Raw genomic sequence first — 21,148 nt, forward strand, 5'->3', positions numbered from 1 at the left:
CCGCCTCCGGTCAGTTGTTATAGAAGTTGACGGACTGCGGCGTGTACGGCGTGCCGGTGCCCAGAAAGCGCCGCCGCACTTCGCGGGCGCGCTCCATAGCCGCCGCTTGCCGCGCCAGTTCCAGTGAAGCGGCCCGGTCTTGCGTGATCTGGAGCTGCTGCGCCTGGATCGACTGCTTGGCCTGCAAAGCCAGGAGCTGGTTCGTCGCCTGCATCGCTTGCAGCGCGCCGGTGGCCGACTGGCTCTGGCTCACGAGATCGGCCAGCGCGCTTTCGTCTTGGGCGAGGTTCTGCGACACCTGCGCCTGCATCCGCATCGCGGTGTGCAAGCCGTTCAAGGTGTTCTGCCAGCGTTCGCGGGCGTCCTGTGCCATGCGGTCGCCGCTGATGGTGGCGGCGTACTGTTCCGGGTACAGGCGGGCGAACGTGGCATCCATGCTCTGCACGTCGTAGGCCAAGCCGCGCGCCTCGGCGATCAGGCGCTCGGTGGTGGCGAGCGTCGAGCGCAGGCGGTTGACGATGTTGAAGTCGAGATTTGCCAGGTTCCTGGCCTGGTTCATCAACATCTGCGCCTCGTTCTGAAGCTGGTTGATCTGGTTGTTGATCTGTTCCAGCGTGCGCACGGCGGTCAGCGTGTTCTGCACGAAGTTGGACGGGTCGAACACCGTCAGCGCGGATGCGGGCTGCACGGCCAGCAGCGATACCGACAGCACGGCAGCGAGTGAGACAGAGAGCAAACGGGGCTTGGTCTTCATGGTGAAACCTCCAGCGGTTGAGAAGCGAGAAAGGAAGCTGCCGCCGGAGCGGACGGCAGCAGGTCGGCGGCCCAGCCGAGGCCGCGATGGCGCAGCCACGCGCCGGCGAAGCCGGGAGCGCCGGCCTGCGTCAGCACGCGGTCAATATCGCGTTGGTCTTGAGGGGTGGATGCGCCCGCGAATGCGAGCGCGACAGGCCCCAGGTCGAGGTCGAACAGGCGATTGCCGAGGCGCGACTGGTAGTAGTAATCGCGCTTGGGCTGTGCGGTCGCCACGATCTCAATCTGGCGGCTGTTCAAGCCGAAGCCTTCGTAGATCGTGCGAATCTGCGGCTCGGTGGCCTGCGGGTTAGGTAAGAAGATCCTGCTCGCGCAGCTTTCGATGATGGCTGGCGCGATGGTCGAGTCCTTGATGTCGGCCAGCGACTGCGTGGCAAAGATGACGCTGACGTTCTTTTTTCTGAGCGTCTTGAGCCATTGCCGGATGCGGGCCGCGAAGGACGGCTCATCGAGGAACAGCCACGCTTCATCGAGGATCAGCAGCGTGGGCGCGCCGTCAAAACGTTCGTCGAAGCGGGCGAACAGGTAGCGCAGCACTGCTTGCACGGCGGCGGGGCTGTGCATCAGTTCTTCCATCTCAAAGCCCTGCACGTCGGCCATGCCCAGCCGGTCGTGGTCAGCGTCCAGCAGCTTGCCGTGGGCGCCGCCCAACACATAGGGCGCGAGCGCTTGGCGCAGCGCGTTGGACTGCAATAACACCGACAAGCCGGTCATGGTGCGCTGCTCCACTGGCGCACCGGCAAGGCTTCGCAGCGCCGACCAAATGGCAGCCTTCTCGTCCGGGCCGACCGTCACGCCTTCGTGCAGCAGCCGGCCCTCCACCCATTCGGCGGCCCAGGTGCGGTAGCCCTCGTGGGCTATTCGCGCGAGTGGCTGGAAGGCGATGCCGCCATCGGCACCGAGGTCGTAGTGCTCACCGCCAAGGCCGAGGATGGTGGCGCGCATCGAGCGCCCCATGTCGAAGGCGAAGATCCGCGAGCCGAAGTAGCGCCGGAACTGCATGGCCAATATGGCGAGCAGCACCGACTTGCCCATGCCGGTCGGCCCGGCGACAAGGGTGTGCCCCACGTCGCCGATGTGCGTCACCAGCCGGAACGGCGTCGCGCCATCGGTGCGGGTGACGATCAGCGGCGGGCCATCGAGGTGTTCGTTCTTCTCCGGCCCAGCCCATACCGCTGACATCGGCATCATGTGCGCCAGGTTCAGCGTCGAAACGATGGGCTGACGCACGTTCGCGTATGCGTTGCCGGGGACGGACGACAGCCAGGCATCGACTGCGTTGAGGGTTTCGGGGATGGTCACGAAACCCCGGCCCTGGATGACGCGCTCCACCATGCGCAGCTTCTCGTCGGCCACGGCCGGGTCGGCGTCGAGCACCGTCACCGTGGCGGTGAGGTAGCCGAAGGCGACTTGATCGCTGCCCAGCTCCTGCAAGGCGGCATCGGCGTCGGCGGCCTTGTTGCTGGCATCGGTATCGACCAGCGGGCTTTCCTGCTGAAAGATCGTTTCGCGCAGCAGCGCGATGACGTTCTTGCGCTTGGCGAACCATTGGCGCCGCAAGCGCCCCAATTCCCGTTCCGCCTCGGCTTTGTCCAGGCACAGGAAGCGCGTACTCCAGCGATACGCAAAGCCCAGGCGGTTGAGGTCGTCCAAGATCCCCGGCCAGGTCGAGGTCGGGAAGCCTCGTACCGACACCACGCGCAGGTGCTGATCGCCCAGCATGGGCGCCAGGCCGCCGACCAGCGCGGCATCGGCCAGCAGTGCGTCGATATGGAACGGCACGTCGGGCACGCCGACGCGATAGCGCCGCGTGGAGACTGTGGCATGCAGGTAGGTCAGCGTCTGGCTATCGTCCAGCCAGGCAATCTCCGGCATCACACCATCGAGCAGGTCGAACACGCGATCGGTCTCTGCCACGAAGGAATCAAGCCGACCACGCCAGTCCACACCCTCAGTGGGCCGGTTCTCGTACAGCATCCCAGCCGCACGGGCGCGAGACTCTTGCGGCGGTAGGTGTTGCAACGTGAAGTGATAGACGCTCTCGAAATGGCCATCCGACTCCTCGAACGCCGCGCGTCGCTCCTCATCCACCAGCCAGGACAGTGGTTCGGGAAAGGAGGATTGCGGATAGCTCGATGCCCGCATCCGCTCGGCCTCGATATAGAAGGCCCAGCCAGACCCGGTACGGCGAAGCGCGTTGTTCTGCCGCGCCGACGTGGCAATCAGCTCGCCCTGTGTCGCACTGTCCAAGTCGGGGCCGCGAAACTGGAACGTGCGTTGAAACGAACCATCTTTGTTCAGCACAACGCCCGGCGCGACCAGCCCGGCCCAGGGCAGCCAGTCGGCAAGCAAGGCCGGGCGCTGACGATATTCGGCAAGGTTCAGCATGGCGTCCTCCCCTCACACGTCCAGAAGCGGGCGGTGTTTGATATGCCGCGCGAAGACCTGCATGAACTGCGGATCGACGCGCGCACCCCATACGGCCAGCGAGTGGCCGACGATCCAGAGCACCACGCCGGGAATCCACAGTTGCAGGCCCAGCCCGACGGCGGCGGCTAGCGTGCCGTTGGCAATCGCCACGGTGCGCGGCGCACCGCCCAGCAGGATCGGCTCGGTCAGCGAGCGATGCAGCGGCACTTCAAAGCCCGGAAGATCGGTGGCCTTACTCATACGACGGCCCCTCCGGAGAAGCTGAAGAACGACAGGAAGAACGAGGACGCGGCGAACGCGATGGACAGGCCGAACACGATCTGGATCAGCTTGCGAAAGCCGCCGCTGGTATCACCGAACGCCAGCGCAAGCCCCGTCGAGATGATGATGATCACCGCCACGATCCGGGCGACTGGCCCTTGGATGGATTCGAGGATGGAGGTCAGCGGCCCTTCCCACGGCATCGAGGAACCGGCGGCCTGCGCCGTGCCCGCCAGCAACAGCATCAGCGCGGCCAGCAGCAGCCCTTGCCCTGCGGGACGGGCCAGGTGGCGCAGCCGCGCCATGCTGGACAGGCGAGAAATAGGATTTACGGAAAGACGGAAAGCATCAACGTGCGTCATGGCAGTTCTCCAGGTTGGTCAGGGGTCGAGGAAGGCGCAGCGGCAGCGGCTGCAAGAGGAACCGGCGGCAGCTCGGGAAACGGCGTTTCCAGCGCATCTGTCAGGCGATAGCCCGCACCGTCGAAGCCGACGACACGGGAGATGGTTTCGACGTGACGTTTGCGGCCACGGCCTGCGATGTGAATCACCACGTTGACCGCCTCGGCGATCAGGGCGCGGGGCGGATTCACTGCCACTTCGAGGATCAGTTGCTCCAGACGCAGCAGTGCGCCCAAGGCGGAGCCGGCATGGATGGTGGCAATGCCGCCGGGGTGGCCGGTGCCCCAGACCTTCACCAAGTCCAGGGCTTCGCCGCCACGCACTTCGCCGACGATCACGCGGTCAGGCCGCAGGCGCATCGTGGCCCGCACCAGCTCGGTCATTGTGACGACGCCGGCGCGGGTGCGCAGCGGCACATGGTCGCGGGCCGCGCATTGCAGCTCGATGGTGTCTTCGAGCACCAGCACGCGGTCGCCTGTGGCGGCGATCTCGGCCAGCAGCGCGTTCGCCAGCGTGGTCTTGCCGGTGCTGGTGCCGCCGGCGATCAGGATGTTCTGCCGCTCGCGCACGGCGCGGCGCAGGAACTCGGCCTGCCCGGCGGTCAGGATGCCGTCGGCCACGTAGCGATCCAGGCCGATGATGCTCACGGCCCGCTTGCGTAGCGCGAAGGCTGGCCCCGGGGCGGCCGGAGGCAGGATGCCCTCGAAACGCTCGCCGGTTTCCGGCAACTCGGCGGTCAAGAGCGGCTGGCCGCGATGCACCTCCGCGCCGACATGCGCGGCGACCAGGCGGATGATGCGTTCACCATCGGCCTCGGGCATCTCCACGCCCAGCGGCGAGCGACCCGACGACAGCCGATCCACCCACAGGGTGCGATCGGGGTTGAGCATGATTTCCACAACATCCGGATCTTCGAGCGCAGCGGCGATCAGCGGCCCCATCGCCGTGCGCAGCATCTGGATGCGGCGATCCTGGGACGCCGCGGCGGATGAGCGAGATTCAGGCGGAATCTGCGGAACGGCACTCATGACGCACGCTCTGCAGCTCGCTCATCGGCGGACGCCATCGCTGCTGCGTCATCCATCCGCATCGGATCGGGGTGCAGTTCCTCCACCACGTCGCGCACCAGACTGCGGCCACGCAGCAGGTGGCGACCCAACTGCTCGACGAACTGCTCGAAGCGCGCTTTGCCCTGGGCGCGGGCCGCGTCCTTGTGGGCTTCTGGCACCGGCGTGCTGATGGTCAAGAAATAGCGGATGAACAGCGCCAGCGTTTCGATCTGGATGTTCTGGTCGCGCTCCATGCGTTCGGTCTGCCGCGACAGTCGATCCAGCCGCTTGGCAATGGCGGCCTCACGCTGGTCGCCCGCATCGGGTGACAGCCAGGACGCCAAGGCCGCTGCGACGATGGAGGACTTGGACACGCCTTTCTTGGCGGCAAGTTCATCCAGGCGCTTGGCGTGCTCGGGCTGGATGAAAAGATTGAGGCGGTATTGGCTCATAGGTCGATTCCGTCGTTGGGGTCGAGAGAAGCCAGCCGGGCCGTGCGCTGCATGGCCGGGTCGAGCTGGCCGGGAAGCGGGAGCGCCAGGTCGTCGTCATCGAGCAGCTCCAGGTCGTTCGCACACGCGTCCAACTCGGGCTCGTAGGCGACGGTTTCGGAGAGTTCGAGCTGGCGGCGCGGGCCGCCGTCATCGGTGCCGCCCGGACCATCGGCGGATACCGAGGTCGGCGCCGTAGGTACGGCCGGGATCGCCAAGCCGCTCCAGTCGTCGGGGCGGGCTGGCGGCGCGTCGGCGTACCTCCCGACTGCGAGCACGGGCGGTGGCAGGACGCGATCCTTGAAATTGGCGTCGACGTAGTAACGCAGCTTCTTCGCGCGGATCGGGGCAACGCTGGACACCATGACTACGGCGTCCTCAGGTGGAAGCTGCATCACCTCGCCGGGCGTCAGCAGCGGACGTGCAGTTTCCTGACGCGACACCATCAGGTGCCCCAGCCACGGAGCGAGGCGGTGGCCCGCGTAGTTGCGCTGCGCGCGAAGCTCGGTGGCGGTGCCGAGGGTTTCGGAAATCCTTTTCGCCGTCCTTTCGTCGTTGGTGGCGAAAGTCACCCGGACATGGCAGTTGTCGAGGATGGAATGGTTCTGCCCATACGCCTTGTCGATCTGGTTCAGGCTTTGAGCGATGAGAAAGCTGCGGATGCCGTAGCCGGCCATGAAGGCAAGCGCGGACTCGAAAAAATCGAGGCGACCCAGCGCCGGAAACTCGTCCAGCATCAGCAGCAGCTTGTGCCGGCGCGCGATGCCATCGCTGCCGTCGAGCGATTCGGTCAGCCGCCGCCCGATCTGGTTCAAGATGAGCCGGATCAGCGGCTTGGTGCGGCTTATGTCGGAGGGCGGCACCACCAGATAGAGCGATACCGGGTGCTCGGCGGAAATCAGGTCGGCGATGCGCCAATCGCAGCGCGATGTGACTTCGGCCACGGTCGGGTCGCGGTACAGGCCGAGAAACGACATGGCGGTGGAGAGCACGCCCGATCGCTCGTTGTCCGACTTGTTGAGCACTTCGCGGGCAGCGGATGCGACAACCGGGTGAGGCGCATCGCCCAGGTGCTTCGTCGTCATCATCCGGTGCAGCGTCAGCTCGAACGGACACGCCGGGTCGCTGAGGAAGTTGGCGACGCCGCGCAGCGTCTTGTCCTCGCCTGCGTACAGAACATGCAAGATTGCACCGACCAGTAGCGCGTGGCTGGTCTTCTCCCAATGATTGCGCTTCTCTAACGCACCTTCAGGGTCAACCAGAATGTCGGCGATGTTCTGCACGTCGCGCACTTCATGTGCGCCGCGCCGGACTTCAAGCAGCGGGTTGTAGGCGGCCGACTGCCTATCGGTGGGGTTGAAAAGCAGGCAGTGCGAAAAGCGCGAACGCCAGCCCGCCGTGATCTTCCAGTTCTCTCCCTTAATGTCGTGAATGACGGCGGACGCCGGCCACGAAAGCAACGTAGGCACCACCAAGCCCACGCCCTTGCCCGAGCGCGTGGGTGCGAAGCTCAGGACATGTTCCGGCCCCTCATGTCGGAGGTATTGGTCGTCGTGTTGGCCGAGGAAGACGCCCGCCGGGAGGGTCAGTCCAGCTTTGCGGATGTCGACGGCATCGGCCCAGCGTGCCGAACCATAAGTCGTAACCAGCCGCGACTGCCGAGAACGCCATACCGACATGGCGATGGCGACGAGTAAAGCGAACAAACCGCTACCACCCGCAATCGCACCGCCTGTGTCGAAGACGTGCGGCGCGTAGGCATCAAAGAAGAACCACCATTCGAACAAGCGCCACGGGTGATAAACCGGTACACCTAGAAGATCGAACCAGGGCGATCCGAGGCGTACTTGATAGCCAAGGGTCGCTGCTGTCCATTGTGTGGCGCCCCAGACGCCGGCGATCACGATGCCGATTACCACAGCGATCTGGCCGAACAGAACGTTCGTCCCTTGCATGACCTGTCCTCCGATTTCTCCTGCGCTGGTGTCTCATTGAAAGCGTTGCACAGGGGGTGTCGCAGGCGTCAGGATCGGTTCTGGGCTAGTGCCGGTCAAAGACCGTTCGCAGCACAATGGTCGAGGGAAAAGAAAGAATGAGCGCGGTGGCGAGTCAAAGAAAAGCGCCGCAAGCGAAAGCGCACTGCGGCGCATACAGAGTTCCAAGCAAGTTACCCAAAAAAAGCCGTCAATGGGCCTTGCTTCCACTCATAGGCAATATTTAGATATCATGAAAAACGATGATATTTAAGATTGGAATAAAAATGAAAAATATCAAGAGTATGGATCTCAACTTGCTCAAGGCGCTGGACGCATTGTTAGACGAACGCAATGTGACACGGGCGGCGGCCCGTCTGGGACTAACCCAGCCGGCCTTGAGTGGCATGCTGACGCGGTTGCGCGAGAGCTTCGGTGACCCGCTTTTCGCGCGCTCGCAGCGGGGTATCGTTCCAACGCAGCGGGCGCTGGATCTAGGGATGCCTGTCAAGCAGGTGCTCGCCGAAATCGACGCGCTGCTCCAGCCACCTTCCTTCAATCCGGCCACCGCACAACTGACCTTCTCCATCGCCGCGACGGACTATGCGCTGCGTGCCGTTGCTGTCCCATTTCTATCGGCACTTAAACGGCACGCACCGCGTGTACGAGTCTCATTAGTGCCAGTCGAGAGCGGGCAGCTACAGAACCAGCTTGAGCGCGGTCAGATCGATTTAGCCCTCCTGACGCCAGAGATCACTCCGCCAAATCTGCATGCCCGAGAGCTGTTCAAGGAACACTATGTGTGTGTCCTGCGGGAAGACCATCCTGCGGCTATGGGGCGCAAGCTGACCGTTAAACAGTTCTGTGCTCTCGACCATGCGCTTGTTTCCTACGATGGTGGAGGTTTCCGCGGCGTCACCGACGATGCGCTAGAACAGTTGGGCAAACGACGCAGCGTCACACTGTCGGTCAAGAGCTTTCTGATCTTGCCAGACATCCTGCGTGCCAGTGACATGGTTGCGATCTTGCCGAGCCGCTTGGTCGCCGGTATGGACAAGCTGGCTATCTCCCTGCCGCCGGTGAAGATACCGGGGTTCACCAAGACGGCTGCTTGGCACGAACGCACCCATCACGATCCAGCACATCGCTGGATACGAGCACTGCTGTTCACTTCCTGTGCTAACAACAAGTAGGCAAGATCGCTCCTATCGTCATGCTCAGCACAACTCTACCTCGCACTACAAATAAGCAATCAGTCGGCTCAATTGGAGACGCGCCCTTTCGTAGCGCCGCTGCGAGATAGCCTAGTCGGTGGATGGCAGAACCTAGGCCTTGATATCATATTTTATGATATCAAAAATAGAAACTTAGGATTTCACTTATTGCAGATGGAGGCTCATGATTTGCTCCATGACCACTTGAATGACGCAGCCACCCCTGTTGCGTCATCGACATTTTGTGAAGGAGCTTCGATATGAGCAAGCAACAGAACGCCATCCTCTGGCCCGAAGGCTACACGCCGGGCTTTACTGAGAATTTCGCCTCCAATGAGATCATCGCCGCCGGCTTGAGCGCGGCCGACGTATGGCCTCTACTCGTCACACCATCGCTGTGGCCAAGCTACTACGCCAACTCGGCTAACGTGTGCTTTCATGACGGCAAAGGCCCGGTACTGGCCGACGGCGATCGGTTTTACTTCGAGACCTTCGGCTTCCCGGTAGAGGGGCAGTGCAACGAATACGTGCCACCTGCGGATGGGCAACCCGGCCGCGTGGCCTGGCACGGCTGGTCCGGCGAGGAAGGCACAGATACGCGCCTGGATGTGCATCACGCCTGGCTGGTTGAGAACCTGGACGGCAGGCGCGTGCGCATCCTCACGCAGGAAACTCAGAAGGGCAAACCGGCCGAGGAGCTGCACAACGCCAAACCCAACCCGATGATCAACGGCCATCAGGACTGGCTCGACAGCTTGGTCGAGGCAGCGCGCAAAGCCAAGCAGGCGTAGTGGTCTCCGGCCGCTTGATCCCAAGCGTCTGAACGGAGAAAACCATGATGAGAACTCCCCTCAGGATTCTGCTGGTCCTGACTTCGCAGGCAACGATGGGCGACGAACTGCTCAACCGCGAATGGTTCCGCAGTCGGACCGAAGCGAAGGTGCTGATCGAACGTTGGCGACAGTTCTACAACGAGCAGCGGCCGCATAGCGCGCATGCTTACAAACCGCCGGCGACGATCCGGCGCAACTGGATCCAATCCGATAGCATCCCCTCCGAACTCACTGCCTGACTGGCTACAAAGTTCGTACTCAGGTCACCTTGGCGCAGGCACTGAAGGTGGAGCCACCCGGAATGGGTGCTCCCACCGCCTTACGCGCACTGGCTCGAACTCTCCCGAGGCGCCGGCAAGCTCGTCACATAGCGACTAGAGAGAGGAGGTGACCGTACGAGTTCCCAGCGCCCGATCCACTCTGGGAGCTGGGTCGCCTAGCGACTACGCTACCAATGGAGCTAGCGATCAACTCGATAACTTGAGCGTGATAACGCCCAGGATGATCAACGCCACGCCAAGGTATCGCATCAGGGAGGTTGGGTCGCCATAGAAATGAATTCCGACTAAGAAAGTTCCCGCCGCTCCGATACCCGTCCACACCGCATAAGCAGTCCCAATCGGTATCTGACGCTGAGCAAGCCATAGGAAGGCGCCGCTAATTGTCATGAAAGAGACGGCTACTGCGACCCCACTCCAACGCGATGTTGGCTCTTGCGCCATTTTCAGCCCGACCGGCCATCCGATTTCAAACAATCCAGCCAAAACAAGATAGATCCAACCCATTGCGATTCTCCTTCAAATTTTTCATATCCGGCATACATACTCCGGCATGACCACCAGCTTAGAACTTCGGCGGCTCTTTAGGCGTGGTGTGGGGCACATCGCCATCTTCGTAAAAGCGCTTTCGCGTAGCCTCGGCAACCCGGTTACATAGTTGGTCGCCCAGCATTGGTCGATCCAACTTGCATTGCTTGCGCAACTCTTTCAGACGCTCAGGATTGAGCGCTAATTCATCGACTGTCGGAAGGTTGGCTTTATCTGGTTTCCCAGATGGGCTGCAGGCTGCCAATGTCGAGGAAAGCAATATGAGAGCAATCTTCTTCATGGTTAATTTTCTTTGGGAGATTGTGTGATGGTTTACCGCCGACCTTTGGCATCTGGAGATTTGATCGAATGAACGCGTTCCATGAAGCGAGTCAGCATTTCTGACGGCTCGCTGGCCGGCCGTAGTAGATAGGTCGTGAGCATTGGCGAACGTCCAGTCAGCGGCCGTGCGACCACCCCCTGTTCCCTGCTGGCTGTGATATGCGCGCCTCCTGTGAGGCCTAGTGCAAGTCCCGCCGAAACCAGGACCATCATTAGATCGCTGGAAGTCACGCGTTCGGCAATCAGTGGCTCTATGTCCACGCGACGTAGCACCCGTTCAACTTGCCGAGCATGGCCCTCACACGCCACCGCGTCGCAGAGCACCAGCGGATACCGCAACAGCTCTTCTAGGGGAATCTGTTTGTGGGATAGCAAGGGGTGCCGTGCGGGCACAGCTACCATCAGAGGGTCACTCCACACCGGCACGGCGATGATGCCTTCGCCGACTTCATCCGATTGAGCGAAGCCGAGATCGTACAGTTCGCCACACAATCCCTTGATTTGCTGTGCCAAAGGCACCTCGAAGAAGCGAACTTCCACTTCCGGCTCTTCCTGCCGGCAGAGCGCCAACAACGCAGGCAGGCGCGATGGCGTGATTCCATCAGACAATGCAATACGGAGCTGGCAATGAAAGCCATTGGCTGCGGCGTTCACACTGTCGCGCGCCTGCTGCAAAGCTGCGAAGACACGCGGCACGCTCTCAAAGAAGAGCCTGCCCGCACGAGTCAAGCGGGTGCTCCGAGTGGTTCTCGCAAATAGCGCTACGCCCAACTCTTCCTCAAGTTCCTTGATGGCGCGCGACAGCGGCGATGTCTCTATGTGGAGGCGCTCTGCGGCTCGGGCAAAGTGCAGCTCCTCTGCCACCGCCAGAAAGTAGCGCAGGTGTCGAATTTCCATGTTCGCATTCCTCATCACTCAGGCCTCACCACCTTCGCCTTGCGTCACGCTATTTAGCTAGCCTTCGCAAGCTGCTCCAGCATGTTTCTGCGATCAAACAGGAGAGCCGGATAATGCTTTTGCCAGGACGCCCCATTGCATGGCTGTCTCGGCCCGCGTGCGGATCAGCGAAGCCTGCGCTGACAGCACCCCGGCCTCAGCCTCGGCCACCACCGTGGCGTCCACTTGTCCCGCCTCGAACAGACGTCGGCTGCGATCGAGCTGACGCTCCGCGACTGCGACACCCTCGGCCTGATGCTCCAGTGCTGCGTGCTGCGTATGCCAACCGAGATATGCGTTCTCTACGTCCTGCAAAGCACTCAACAAAGTGCGCTCGAACTCCGCACGGGCAGCTCGGCTGCGCGCCTCTCCGGTCTCGATGCCGGCACGGATCGCGCCACCATCGAAGATCGGCAACGACACCCCGGCCCCAAGTGAAAAAATGTTTCCAGTGATGCGGGTTCCCACACTCTCTACGCGCTGCCGTCCGCCGCTCAGGTCCAACACCAGCCTGGGGAAGCGTTCGCCTTCGGCTGCGTTCCAGCGCGCGGTTTCGGCGGCGAACTTCGCTTCGGCGGCGCGCACGTCGGGCCGCTCACTCAGCAGGTCCGCAGGTATGCGTGTCGGTGTCCAGTCCGGGACGGCGAGCGACGCAAGAGTTGGGGAAGCTGCAGGCGCTCCGGGCGTTTGTCCCACTAGTACATCGAGTGCATGCGTCGCCTCGCCGCGCGCACGCCGCAGTTGCTCTTGCTCCACGCGCAGTGCGACGACGCCGGCGCGGGTACGCTCGATGTCGAAGCCGGTAGCTTGTCCGGCCTCGAACTTCCGTTGCATCAGCAAGACGAGTCGTTCTGCGGATGCCAGCCGCGCCGCGGCTAGCGCTTCGAGCTCACTGGCTTGGCGCTGCTGCACAGCCGCCGACACTGTTTCAAACGCGACCTGCCACCGCGTGGCAACCCACGCTTGTTCGGCTGCCACCGCATCCAGGCGCGCACCTTCTGCTGCCTGCGAAAGCCGTCCCGACAGGTCTGCCTCCCACGATGCGGACAACGTGGCGCGGCCATCATTGCCGATTGCAACGTTCTCTGAATAGTCGCGTCCTCGAGTTGCCTGCGTGCCCGCGGACAACGAGGGGAGCAGGGAGGCCCGTGCTCGCCGCGTGGCGGCCGATGCCTCGTCCACGCGCGCTCGCGCAATCGTCAGTTCGGTATTGCGCTCCAGCGCCGCCCGGACCAAGGCATTGAGGTGCGGATCGCCGTAGGCCGTCCACCAATCGACGGGAAGAGTACGGCGGGACGATTTGTCCAAGATGCCTTCACCTCCCTCTTCATTTGAGAAATGGGCCGGTACATCCAGGCGAGGTGGATCGGCAGAGTGCGGGGCATGGCTGCAGGCCGCAAGAAGCAGTAGCGGAGAAATCATGGCAATGAGGCGATAGCGTTCAAGAATTTGAGACATGGCAGCTCCTTGCGCTCCGAAAAAGTCTTGACGGACTGTTGTATGGCTTCTACTATACCGTCTGGACTGTATATGACTCAAGCTTTTTTGGAGCACGACCATGCCGCCCCGCGCGAAAACAAAGTTGCCCCCCCCGTCCACTGCCCATAGCAGCGCCGATGCGCAGCCCGGCCTCCAGCAAGGAGCCCAGCGAACTCGCGACCGCATCCTGCAGGCCGCCCGCGAACTGGTGCTGGAGGAAGGTGCCAGTCGCTTGACACTGGACGCCGTCGTTGTGCGGGCCGGGTTGAGCAAAGGGGCGTTTCTCTATCACTTCAAGACCAAACGCGATTTGTTCGTGACACTGATCGACGAGATGATCCGGGCGTTCGACGCGGTACAAGCCAATCACGAGCGCAGGTTTGCCGGAGATCCGGACCCCTGGCTGTCGAGCCAGGTGGAAGCGATGCCCGACGACGAGATGCAGAAGATGGGCGCAGCGCTGCTCGCGGCAGCTGCGGAAGATCCAACACTTCTCGACCCACTGCGCGAGTGTTACCGCGTGCAGTACGAACGCGTGCGTCGATCCCCGCGTGGCACCGAGACCGCGGCACTCATCATGCTGGCATTGGATGGCGCCCTGTTCGCCGATCTTCTGGGTTTGCCAATACTCGCACCCGCAGAGCGGCGGCATTTCTTTCGGGCGCTCCAGGATCTCGCCTCGGGCCATCTCGAACTTGTCCCGGCAAAAGGACGCACATGAGTCGCGTCCGTAGCGGTGTCATGACCGCGTGCGCACCGCGCTCCTTGGCGGTTGCTTGCACACTATCCATTTCGACTCTGCTCTCAGGGTGCGGAAACTCGCAATCCACCGTATCCGAGCCTCCGCGCGCAGTGAAGCTCGCCGCCGCGCAGTCGGATCTCCCGCATAGCTCTCGCATCGAATTGACTGGCTCGGCGCGAGCAACCGAGCGCAGCATCCTAGGATTTGAAACAGGAGGACGGATCGCCAAGTTGAACGTCGACGTGGGTGAACGGTTCTCCCGCGGCCAAGTCCTGGCAGAACTTGATGCGCAACCTGACCGGCTTCGCGTGACACAAGCGCAAGCATCCCTGGCGGCCGCCGAAGCCGGCCTGATGGATCGACGTGTACAGACAGATCAACAGCGCCGGTTGCTCGAAAGCGAAGTCATCTCCCCTGCTGCGTTCGAGAGCGCGAAGGCGCAGCTAGCGGTCGCAGAGGGTCAAGCGCGCACTGCCAAGGCGGCGCTTGGCCTGGCCGAACGAGCACAACGTGGCACGATGATCGTCGCTCCTTTCGATGGTGTCGTGGCGGAAAAGCTGGCTTTGGCGTTCACCGACATTGCTGCTGGTGCGCCGGTATTTCAGGTCGACGGCGTGCGCAGTGGCACTGAGATCATCGCGAACGCGTCTACTACACAGGCACCTCACATAGATGTCGGCCAACGCGCAGAACTGAGCTGGAGCGGAGCCGAACAACCAATCCGAGCGGTGGTACGTCGTGTCGGTCTGCGCGCCGAAAATGGCTCGCTCCTACCCGTGGTGCTAGTGCCTGAAGATAACGCGCAAGCGCGCGCACTTCGGCCAGGTATTCCCGTACAGGTCGTGCTCGACGCACCTGCGGCAACCTCCAAGACCTCTCGGCCCGAGACTGTATCCATACCTTATGCCTCGCTGGTGCTCGGCACGAAGCCGGGCGAGGCTTCCGTCTTCGTCTACACCCCTGAAGATAAGAAGGTGCACCGTCGCGCGGTGCGCTTCACGCCGGTACAGGAAGGAGACAGCGCGCGCGTCCTCGCTGGACTCAAGCCCGGCGAGACGGTGGTTGCCGCCGGAGGAGGATGGCTCACCGATGGACAGCCAGTGACACCACTGGAAGCCACCACTCAATTGACCAAGCGCTAACGCGATCCACCAGGTTACTTCATCATGAAGATCACCGAGATGGCGCTGCGCGCCAGTCGACTTACCTACTTTGTAGCGCTCATCATTTTCGTCGCCGGCATCGCGACCTTCCTGAATTTTCCTTCTCAGGAGGAGCCGACTGTCACGGTCCGCGATGCGATGGTCACGGCGTTGAACCCGGGGCTGCCCGCCGAACGCGTTGAGCAACTCATTGCCCGGCCGATCGAGGAGCGCTTGCGCGAACTGGCAGAGGTCAAGCGCGTGACGAGCACCGTGCGCGCAGGCAGCGCCATGATCCAGGTCACGATCTGGGACCGCTACACCGACTTGGCACCGATCTGGCAGCGCGTCCGGGCCAAGGTCGCCGATTCGAAGGATGCCTTACCACAGAGCACGATGGGGCCTTTCGTCGACGAAGACTTCGGCCGCGTCGCGGTTGCCTCGATTGCGGTCACTGCACCAGGTTACTCCATGAGCGAGATGCGCGTCGCGCTCAAGCAGATGCGCGACCGCCTGTACACCGTGCCTGGTATTGAGCGCATCACTTTCTACGGCCTGCAGGAAGAGCGCGTCTATCTCGAATTCGATCGGCCTAGGCTCGCGCGATTGGAGCTGACACCACAGGGGGTGATCGACCAACTCGTCAAACAGAACGTCGTCGCTTCGGGTGGACAAATTGTTGTCGGCGGCATCAATGCAACCTTGGCGGTCAGTGGCGAAGTGCGTGACGCTCCCTCCCTGCGAGCAATGCCGATCGCGCTGCCACGACCGCAAAGTAGTACGGCGCCCGTGCCGACGATCGCATTGGGTGAACTGGCGCAGGTGAGTGTGCGGCCAGCCGATCCGCCGGAATCTGCTGCCATCTACAAAGGCCAGCCCGCTGTCGTCATGGCGGTTTCGATGGCCTCCGGTCAGAACGTGGAGCAGTTCGGAAAAGCGCTCAAAGCACGGGTTGCAGACCAGGAGAAGCTGCTGCCGGCGGGTTTCGATCTGTCATACGTCACTTTCCAGGCCGATGTCGTCAAGCACGAGATGGGCAAAATGAACCACGTCATGATGGAGACGATCATCGTCGTCCTCGGTGTCGTCGTGCTATTTCTCGGTTGGCGCACCGGGATCATCGTGGGCATGATCGTGCCGTTGACGATCCTCAGTGCACTCATCGTCATGCGCGCGATGAACATCGAGCTTCAGAACGTCTCGATGGGCGCCATCATCATTGCGCTCGGCTTGTTGGTGGACAACGGCATTGTGATTGCCGAAGACATCGAACGCCGCCTGGCCGGTGGCGAAGATCGTAAGCATGCCTGCCTCGAGGCGGGCCGCACGCTCGCCATTCCGCTGCTCACGTCCTCGCTCGTGATCGTGATCGTGTTCTCGCCGTTCTTTTTTGGCCAGAACGCCACGAGCGAGTATCTGCACAATCTCGTGGTCGTGCTGGCACTGACGTTGTTCGCTTCGTGGCTGCTGTGCCTGACTGTCACGCCCCTATTGTGCTACCACTTCGCCAAACCCCATCACAAGCAGGAGCAGGGCGACGCCTATGACACCCGCTTCTACCGTGGCTACCGGCGCGTACTGGAGTGGGTGCTCCACCATAAGGCGGTCTATGTAGCGTCGATGATCGCGGCGCTTGCCATTGCGCTGTATGGCTTCACCACCCTGCCGTACGATTTCATGCCCAAGTCCGACCGGCTTCAGTTCCAGATTCCGGTGCAGCTCGCCCCCGGTACCGACTCGCGCGAAACGCTCGCCCGCGTGAAGCAGATCAGTGGTTGGCTGGGCGACACGAACATCAATCCAGAAGTCTCCGATCACATCGGCTACGTCGCCGATGGTGGCCCGCGCTTCATCCTTAGCCTGAATCCACCACTGCCGGCATCGAACATCGCGTACTTCGTTGTCACATTGAAGCCGAAGAGCGACATCGACGCCGTCCTCGCCCGCACCCGCAGCTACTTTGCGCAAGCACATGGCGACGTGCGCGCCGAGCCCAAGCGTTTCTCGCTCGGTGCGACCGAGTCAGGGACTGCCATTTATCGCGTCAGCGGTCCGGATGAGGAGGTATTGTTGGGGGCCGCGTCCAAAATCGAAGCAGCGCTGCGCAAGCTGCCCGGCACCATCAACGTCAAGAACGATTGGGATACGCGCGTTGGCCGCATCGACGTACGGGTCGACCAGGACCGCGCGCGTCGGGCGGGCGTGACGACTGAAGACATCGCTGGCGGGCTGGATGTCCGCTACAGCGGCAGATCGATCTCGGTTATTCGCGACGGTGACACCTCCGTCCCGATCGTCCTGCGCAGTATCGTAAGCGAGCGTCGCAGCACGGCAGACGTAGGCGCGACGCTCATCTATCCCACCAACGGCGGTCCAGCGGTGACGCTGGCTCAGGTCGCAGACGTATCGCTCGCGAGCGAGCCCTCGGTCATCCAACGGCGCAATCTCATCCGCACGATCACCGTGCAAGGACAGAACACCTCTTACACCGCCCAGGAGATCATCAACCGCCTGGCGCCTAGCGTCGCTGCCCTGGACCTGCCCGCGGGCTACTCGGTTGAACTTGGCGGCGAGATCGAGGAAGCCGCCGAATCGAACGCCGCGCTGTCGACCTACATGCCCCTCGCATTTCTGGCGATGCTGATGCTGTTCGTATGGCAGTTCAATTCTTTCCGCAAGCTCGGTGTGATCCTCGCGACGATCCCTTTCACGCTTATCGGCGTGGTATTGGCTCTGAAGCTGACCGGCACACCTTTCAGCTTCATGGCGACCTTCGGCGTACTGGCCCTGTTCGGGATCATTGTCAACAACGCCGTGCTCTTGCTGGAACGCATCGACCAGGGGCTAGCGGAAGGCCTGCCACGCCATGAAGCCTTGGTTGGGGCCGCGATACAACGGCTTCGTCCAATCGTGATGACCAAGGTCACCTGCATTTCGGGACTGGTGCCACTCATGCTCTTCTCCGGACCATTATGGAAAGGGATGGCGATCGCGATGATCGGTGGGCTGGCACTCGGAACGCTGGTGACGTTGGGCTTGATTCCGCTGCTTTACGAAGTCCTGTTTGGAATCAAGCGAATTGGGCCGTGGAACCTGAGTGTCGCCACCGCGCATGGAGATCGCTCATGAGTCTCTTGCGAGCCGCCGCGTGCTGCGCATTCTCAGAATTCGTATGCACCCACGCTTCATGCGTATGTCTCGCTAGGCTTATGCGATTCAGCACCCATCCGCTGATCTGGAAATCCTGGTCGATTGTCATTGCCGCAGGGGTTCTAGGAGCGGGCTATCCACTGGGCCTGCGGGCCATCACGGCGGGCGGTCCGATGCGCTGGGTCGGCCTCTGTGTGGCAGTGACGTGCATGGCGGCCAGCGGCGCACTTTTGTGGTTCGCGCTCAAGCGGATTCCGATCAGCGCGGCCTCTGCAGCCTGGGCAGGAATCGGGCTACTTGGAAACTTGGGCGTCGGCGCCCTCCTACTAGGCGATGTCGCATCGGTAACGCGCTGGTCTGGCACCGCCCTCATCGCAGCAGGCATTGCCTGTCTTAGTTTCGTTTGATCAAGGAGACCCATTATGAAGAGCAAAACTGCATTGATCCGCGGCGGCATCTTTTTTTGCGTAGCAGGCGCGCTCTCTGGATGCGCGACCAACAGCATGACGCGCTCCGGATTTCTCGGCGACTACGAGAAGTTATCGCCGACACGATACGAGAACGTACTGATGTACCGCGCAGCGGGATTCGAGCCCAAGCGTTATGCCGCTGTCGTGGTGGAAGAAGCGCAGATCAAGACCGCCTCGGGTCGCATCGATGGGCTCGATGACGCGCAGCAGCGCGAAGTGCTAGACCATGTGACGAGCGAACTGAAACGCCAGGAAGGCAAAAGTCCCGCCCCCCCAGGTGGCGCGGGACAGGTTCGGGTGCGTGTAGCGGTCACCGAACTGCAGACACCGAATCGGGCAGTCAATGCAATGACGACCCTGCTGGTTGGACCCGTGACGACGGGTGGTGCCAGCCTAGAGTTCGAAGCAGTCGATTTAAGGACGGGACGCCGGGTTGCTGCCGCCAGTTGCTTCGAGCGCGGCAACGTCATTAAAGAGTTCGCCGGTTCGTACACATTGCTGGGTCATGCCAAAGCGGCGATCACGAACTGCATCGAGCGCATCGACAGCGCTTGGCGGGACACGCAGCCATGAGCAACGCTTCACAGGCTTGGCTCCGGCAGGATGCCATGGTCGGCGGTGATCACAAATGGCTGGCGGGTGGCGACTGGACGATAGAGCACTACGCCAGTCTGGCAAAATCCGTGTCCGCCGCCCGCATCAGTCATGCCGAGGGGTACGCCACTCCCTTACTCGACTGGACGCAAGTCCAGAGACTGGACACCGCCGGCGCGGCTCTGCTGGTGGAAATTCTCGGGCCAGACTCGATACTCGACCGGCCGGAGGCAGCTCCAAATCTGTCCTCGGATCGCCTCGCCCTAATGAGAGCGCTGGCCGCCGCTGCTACCGATCAGCAGAAGACGGAGAAAGCAGCGGTGAGCGGGAATCCTCTGCTCCGCGGTCTGGGACGCATAGGCCTGACCTTGGAACAGGGCTGTCGTGCGTGTCTTGGTCTGGCCGGGTTCGTGGGCCAGATCATCGAAACATGGAGCCGTACCGTTCGTCACCCGCGTCGCTGGCGCGCGACCTCGGTGATCGCTCAAATCCAGCGATCAGCGGTGGACGCCATTCCCATCGTGGCGCTACTGAGCTTCATGGTAGGAATGGTGGTGGCGTTCCTGGGAGCAACGGTGCTGGCCAACTTCGGTGCGAGCATCTTCTCGGTGCATCTGGTCGCCTTCTCGTTCATGCGCGAGTTCGGAGTGCTGCTCCCGGCCATATTGATTGCAGGCCGTACCGCAAGCGCGTACACCGCCCAAATCGGTTCGATGAAGGCAAATGAAGAGATCGATGCGCTTCGCTCCAACGCGCTCGACCCCATCGAGTTACTGGTGCTGCCACGCGTGCTGGCGCTTCTTGTGTCCTTGCCACTGCTCACCTTAGTAGGCATCTTGGCTGGCATTGCGGGCGGCGCCACCGTATGCGCACTGAGCTTGGAAATTCCTCCCGCACAGTTCCTTGCCATCGTGCAGGAAAAAATCGAGGTGCGCCATTTTCTTGTCGGAATGAGCAAGTCCCCGCTCTTCGCGGTGATGATCGCCGCTATCGGCTGCCATGAAGGGTTCAAGGTCGCCGGTAGCGCTGAGTCGGTAGGCGACCACACGACGTCTAGTGTCGTGCAATCAATCTTCATGGTGATCCTGATAGACGCCATCGCTGCACTGTTCTTCATGGAGATGGGCTGGTGAGCGCGGTGAAGCAAGACACCGACAACGGTGTGCGACACGCTATTGAAGTGCGCGGCCTGGACAACAGGTTTGGAACCCAGCAGGTCCATCAGGACCTAGACCTGGACGTGCGGCGCGGGGAAATCCTTGGCGTGGTGGGAGGGTCAGGCACCGGGAAATCCGTGCTCTTGCGTAGCGTCGTCGGGCTGCAGAAGCCGCATTCGGGCGTGGTCCGTATCGGGGGGCGCGACCTACTGCGAGCCCAATGGCTTGCGCGCGCGCGTATGGAGCGAAGGTTCGGCATTCTGTTCCAGAAGGGCGCGTTGTATTCATCGCTGACCGTCTTGGAGAACGTCGCTCTTCCTTTGATCGAGCATGTCGGTCTGGCGCGGCCTCTTGCCGAGCGTTTGGCAAGAAGCAAGCTGGGCTTGGTGGGGTTGCCTGCCGGAGCGGGAGACAAGTATCCGGCCTCGTTGTCCGGAGGCATGGTGAAACGAGCAGCACTGGCGAGAGCCTTGGCGCTTGATGCGAACATCCTGTTTCTTGACGAACCCACCGCAGGACTGGATCCAATCGGGGCTGCATCTTTCGACCAATTGATTCTGACCCTGCGCAATGCACTGGGCCTCACGGTGTTTCTGGTAACCCACGACCTCGATACGCTGTACACCATATGCGACCGTGTCGCGGTCCTGGCGAACCAGAAGGTACTCATCAACGACGGCATCGAGGCAGTCGAGCGCTTCAAGCACCCGTGGATACAGGAATACTTTCACGGCCCCCGTGGCCGTGCGGCCGCACAGGCCACTGGTGCTTCCAGCCAAGAGACGCAGCCATGAAACCCCTCCGCATCTGCATCATTCTTCCGTCGCGCACGCATTGGGCTGGGCGCACGCAATATTTAAACTCT

Annotated in this window: 20 protein-coding genes and 1 pseudogene; 10 read left to right on the forward strand and 11 right to left on the reverse strand. The window is 62.0% G+C overall.

The features are described 5' to 3' along the window. Positions 1-10: 10 nt before the first annotated feature. From trbJ to IEC33019_RS15235, 7 genes are read right to left on the reverse strand one after another with little or no spacing between them, the layout of a single operon-like run. Positions 11-754: a P-type conjugative transfer protein TrbJ gene (gene trbJ, locus IEC33019_RS15205; protein WP_003092277.1), complete on the reverse strand. Its 744-nt coding sequence runs from the start codon at positions 752-754 to the stop codon at positions 11-13. After that, a complete protein-coding gene (gene trbE, locus IEC33019_RS15210; protein WP_000933135.1) occupies positions 751-3,201 on the reverse strand; it encodes a conjugal transfer protein TrbE in 2,451 nt (816 codons plus the stop codon). The genes trbJ and trbE overlap by 4 nt, the downstream gene beginning before the upstream one ends. A 12-nt stretch (positions 3,202-3,213) precedes the next feature. Next, positions 3,214-3,483: a VirB3 family type IV secretion system protein gene (locus tag IEC33019_RS15215; protein WP_003092280.1), complete on the reverse strand. Its 270-nt coding sequence runs from the start codon at positions 3,481-3,483 to the stop codon at positions 3,214-3,216. After that, positions 3,480-3,866, reverse strand: a complete 387-nt coding sequence (locus IEC33019_RS15220) for a TrbC/VirB2 family protein (protein WP_000150010.1) — start codon at positions 3,864-3,866, stop codon at positions 3,480-3,482. Before IEC33019_RS15220 ends, IEC33019_RS15215 begins: the two co-directional genes overlap by 4 nt. After that, on the reverse strand, positions 3,863-4,933 hold the full coding sequence (gene trbB, locus IEC33019_RS15225; RefSeq protein WP_023093367.1) for a P-type conjugative transfer ATPase TrbB: 1,071 nt from the start codon (positions 4,931-4,933) through the stop codon (positions 3,863-3,865). The genes IEC33019_RS15220 and trbB overlap by 4 nt, the downstream gene beginning before the upstream one ends. Further along, the gene (locus IEC33019_RS15230; protein WP_000085131.1) at positions 4,930-5,406 is read right to left on the reverse strand and encodes a ribbon-helix-helix protein, CopG family; all 477 of its coding nucleotides are present in this window, start codon (positions 5,404-5,406) and stop codon (positions 4,930-4,932) included. Before IEC33019_RS15230 ends, trbB begins: the two co-directional genes overlap by 4 nt. Then, positions 5,403-7,400, reverse strand: coding sequence for a conjugal transfer protein TraG (locus IEC33019_RS15235; protein WP_001163195.1), 1,998 nt, complete (start codon positions 7,398-7,400; stop codon positions 5,403-5,405). Before IEC33019_RS15235 ends, IEC33019_RS15230 begins: the two co-directional genes overlap by 4 nt. 305 nt (positions 7,401-7,705) lie before the next feature. Here IEC33019_RS15235 and IEC33019_RS15240 point away from each other — a divergent pair, with 305 nt between their 5' ends. The 3 genes and pseudogenes from IEC33019_RS15240 to IEC33019_RS15250 all read left to right on the forward strand — a co-directional run. Beyond that, positions 7,706-8,611, forward strand: a complete 906-nt coding sequence (locus IEC33019_RS15240; protein ID WP_023093368.1) for a LysR family transcriptional regulator — start codon at positions 7,706-7,708, stop codon at positions 8,609-8,611. 281 nt (positions 8,612-8,892) lie between these two features. Continuing rightward, on the forward strand, positions 8,893-9,423 hold the full coding sequence (locus tag IEC33019_RS15245; protein WP_000043569.1) for a hypothetical protein: 531 nt from the start codon (positions 8,893-8,895) through the stop codon (positions 9,421-9,423). 101 nt (positions 9,424-9,524) lie between these two features. Beyond that, positions 9,525-9,704 (forward strand): annotated as a pseudogene (locus IEC33019_RS15250) (integrase core domain-containing protein); the annotation flags it as partial. 228 nt (positions 9,705-9,932) lie between these two features. On the opposite strand, the gene IEC33019_RS15255 reads toward IEC33019_RS15250, so the two are convergent. From IEC33019_RS15255 to IEC33019_RS15270, 4 genes are all read right to left on the reverse strand, one after another. Continuing rightward, positions 9,933-10,250, reverse strand: coding sequence for a DMT family transporter (locus IEC33019_RS15255; protein WP_000539741.1), 318 nt, complete (start codon positions 10,248-10,250; stop codon positions 9,933-9,935). A 58-nt stretch (positions 10,251-10,308) separates the two neighbouring features. Then, positions 10,309-10,572, reverse strand: coding sequence for an EexN family lipoprotein (locus IEC33019_RS15260; RefSeq protein ID WP_000717310.1), 264 nt, complete (start codon positions 10,570-10,572; stop codon positions 10,309-10,311). Between the two features lie 32 nt (positions 10,573-10,604). After that, positions 10,605-11,510: a LysR family transcriptional regulator gene (locus IEC33019_RS15265; RefSeq protein ID WP_000405670.1), complete on the reverse strand. Its 906-nt coding sequence runs from the start codon at positions 11,508-11,510 to the stop codon at positions 10,605-10,607. A 93-nt stretch (positions 11,511-11,603) separates the two neighbouring features. After that, entirely contained in the window at positions 11,604-13,007 is a 1,404-nt protein-coding gene (locus IEC33019_RS15270; protein ID WP_000078291.1) for an efflux transporter outer membrane subunit, read from the reverse strand. Between the two features lie 100 nt (positions 13,008-13,107). Here IEC33019_RS15270 and IEC33019_RS15275 point away from each other — a divergent pair, with 100 nt between their 5' ends. The 7 genes from IEC33019_RS15275 (at position 13,108) to IEC33019_RS15305 (ending at position 21,077) form a co-directional block, all read left to right on the forward strand. Beyond that, on the forward strand, positions 13,108-13,749 hold the full coding sequence (locus IEC33019_RS15275) for a TetR/AcrR family transcriptional regulator (RefSeq protein ID WP_024944154.1): 642 nt from the start codon (positions 13,108-13,110) through the stop codon (positions 13,747-13,749). A gap of 20 nt (positions 13,750-13,769) precedes the next feature. Further along, entirely contained in the window at positions 13,770-14,912 is a 1,143-nt protein-coding gene (locus tag IEC33019_RS15280) for an efflux RND transporter periplasmic adaptor subunit (protein WP_223294861.1), read from the forward strand. A gap of 24 nt (positions 14,913-14,936) precedes the next feature. Then, entirely contained in the window at positions 14,937-18,041 is a 3,105-nt protein-coding gene (locus tag IEC33019_RS15285) for an efflux RND transporter permease subunit (RefSeq protein ID WP_003092293.1), read from the forward strand. An 80-nt stretch (positions 18,042-18,121) separates the two neighbouring features. Next, complete coding sequence (locus tag IEC33019_RS15290; RefSeq protein WP_038421338.1) at positions 18,122-18,469, forward strand: DMT family transporter; 348 nt, start codon at positions 18,122-18,124, stop codon at positions 18,467-18,469. Positions 18,470-18,484: 15 nt separating this feature from the next. Further along, positions 18,485-19,105, forward strand: coding sequence for a DUF3313 family protein (locus IEC33019_RS15295; RefSeq protein WP_000837791.1), 621 nt, complete (start codon positions 18,485-18,487; stop codon positions 19,103-19,105). Then, positions 19,102-20,259: an MlaE family ABC transporter permease gene (locus tag IEC33019_RS15300; protein WP_000063629.1), complete on the forward strand. Its 1,158-nt coding sequence runs from the start codon at positions 19,102-19,104 to the stop codon at positions 20,257-20,259. The genes IEC33019_RS15295 and IEC33019_RS15300 overlap by 4 nt, the downstream gene beginning before the upstream one ends. A gap of 5 nt (positions 20,260-20,264) precedes the next feature. After that, entirely contained in the window at positions 20,265-21,077 is an 813-nt protein-coding gene (locus tag IEC33019_RS15305; RefSeq protein WP_024944155.1) for an ABC transporter ATP-binding protein, read from the forward strand. Positions 21,078-21,148: the final 71 nt, after the last annotated feature.

Origin of the sequence: Pseudomonas putida (assembly GCF_002741075.1) — a bacterium.
GTDB classification, from domain to species: domain Bacteria; phylum Pseudomonadota; class Gammaproteobacteria; order Pseudomonadales; family Pseudomonadaceae; genus Aquipseudomonas; species Aquipseudomonas putida_T.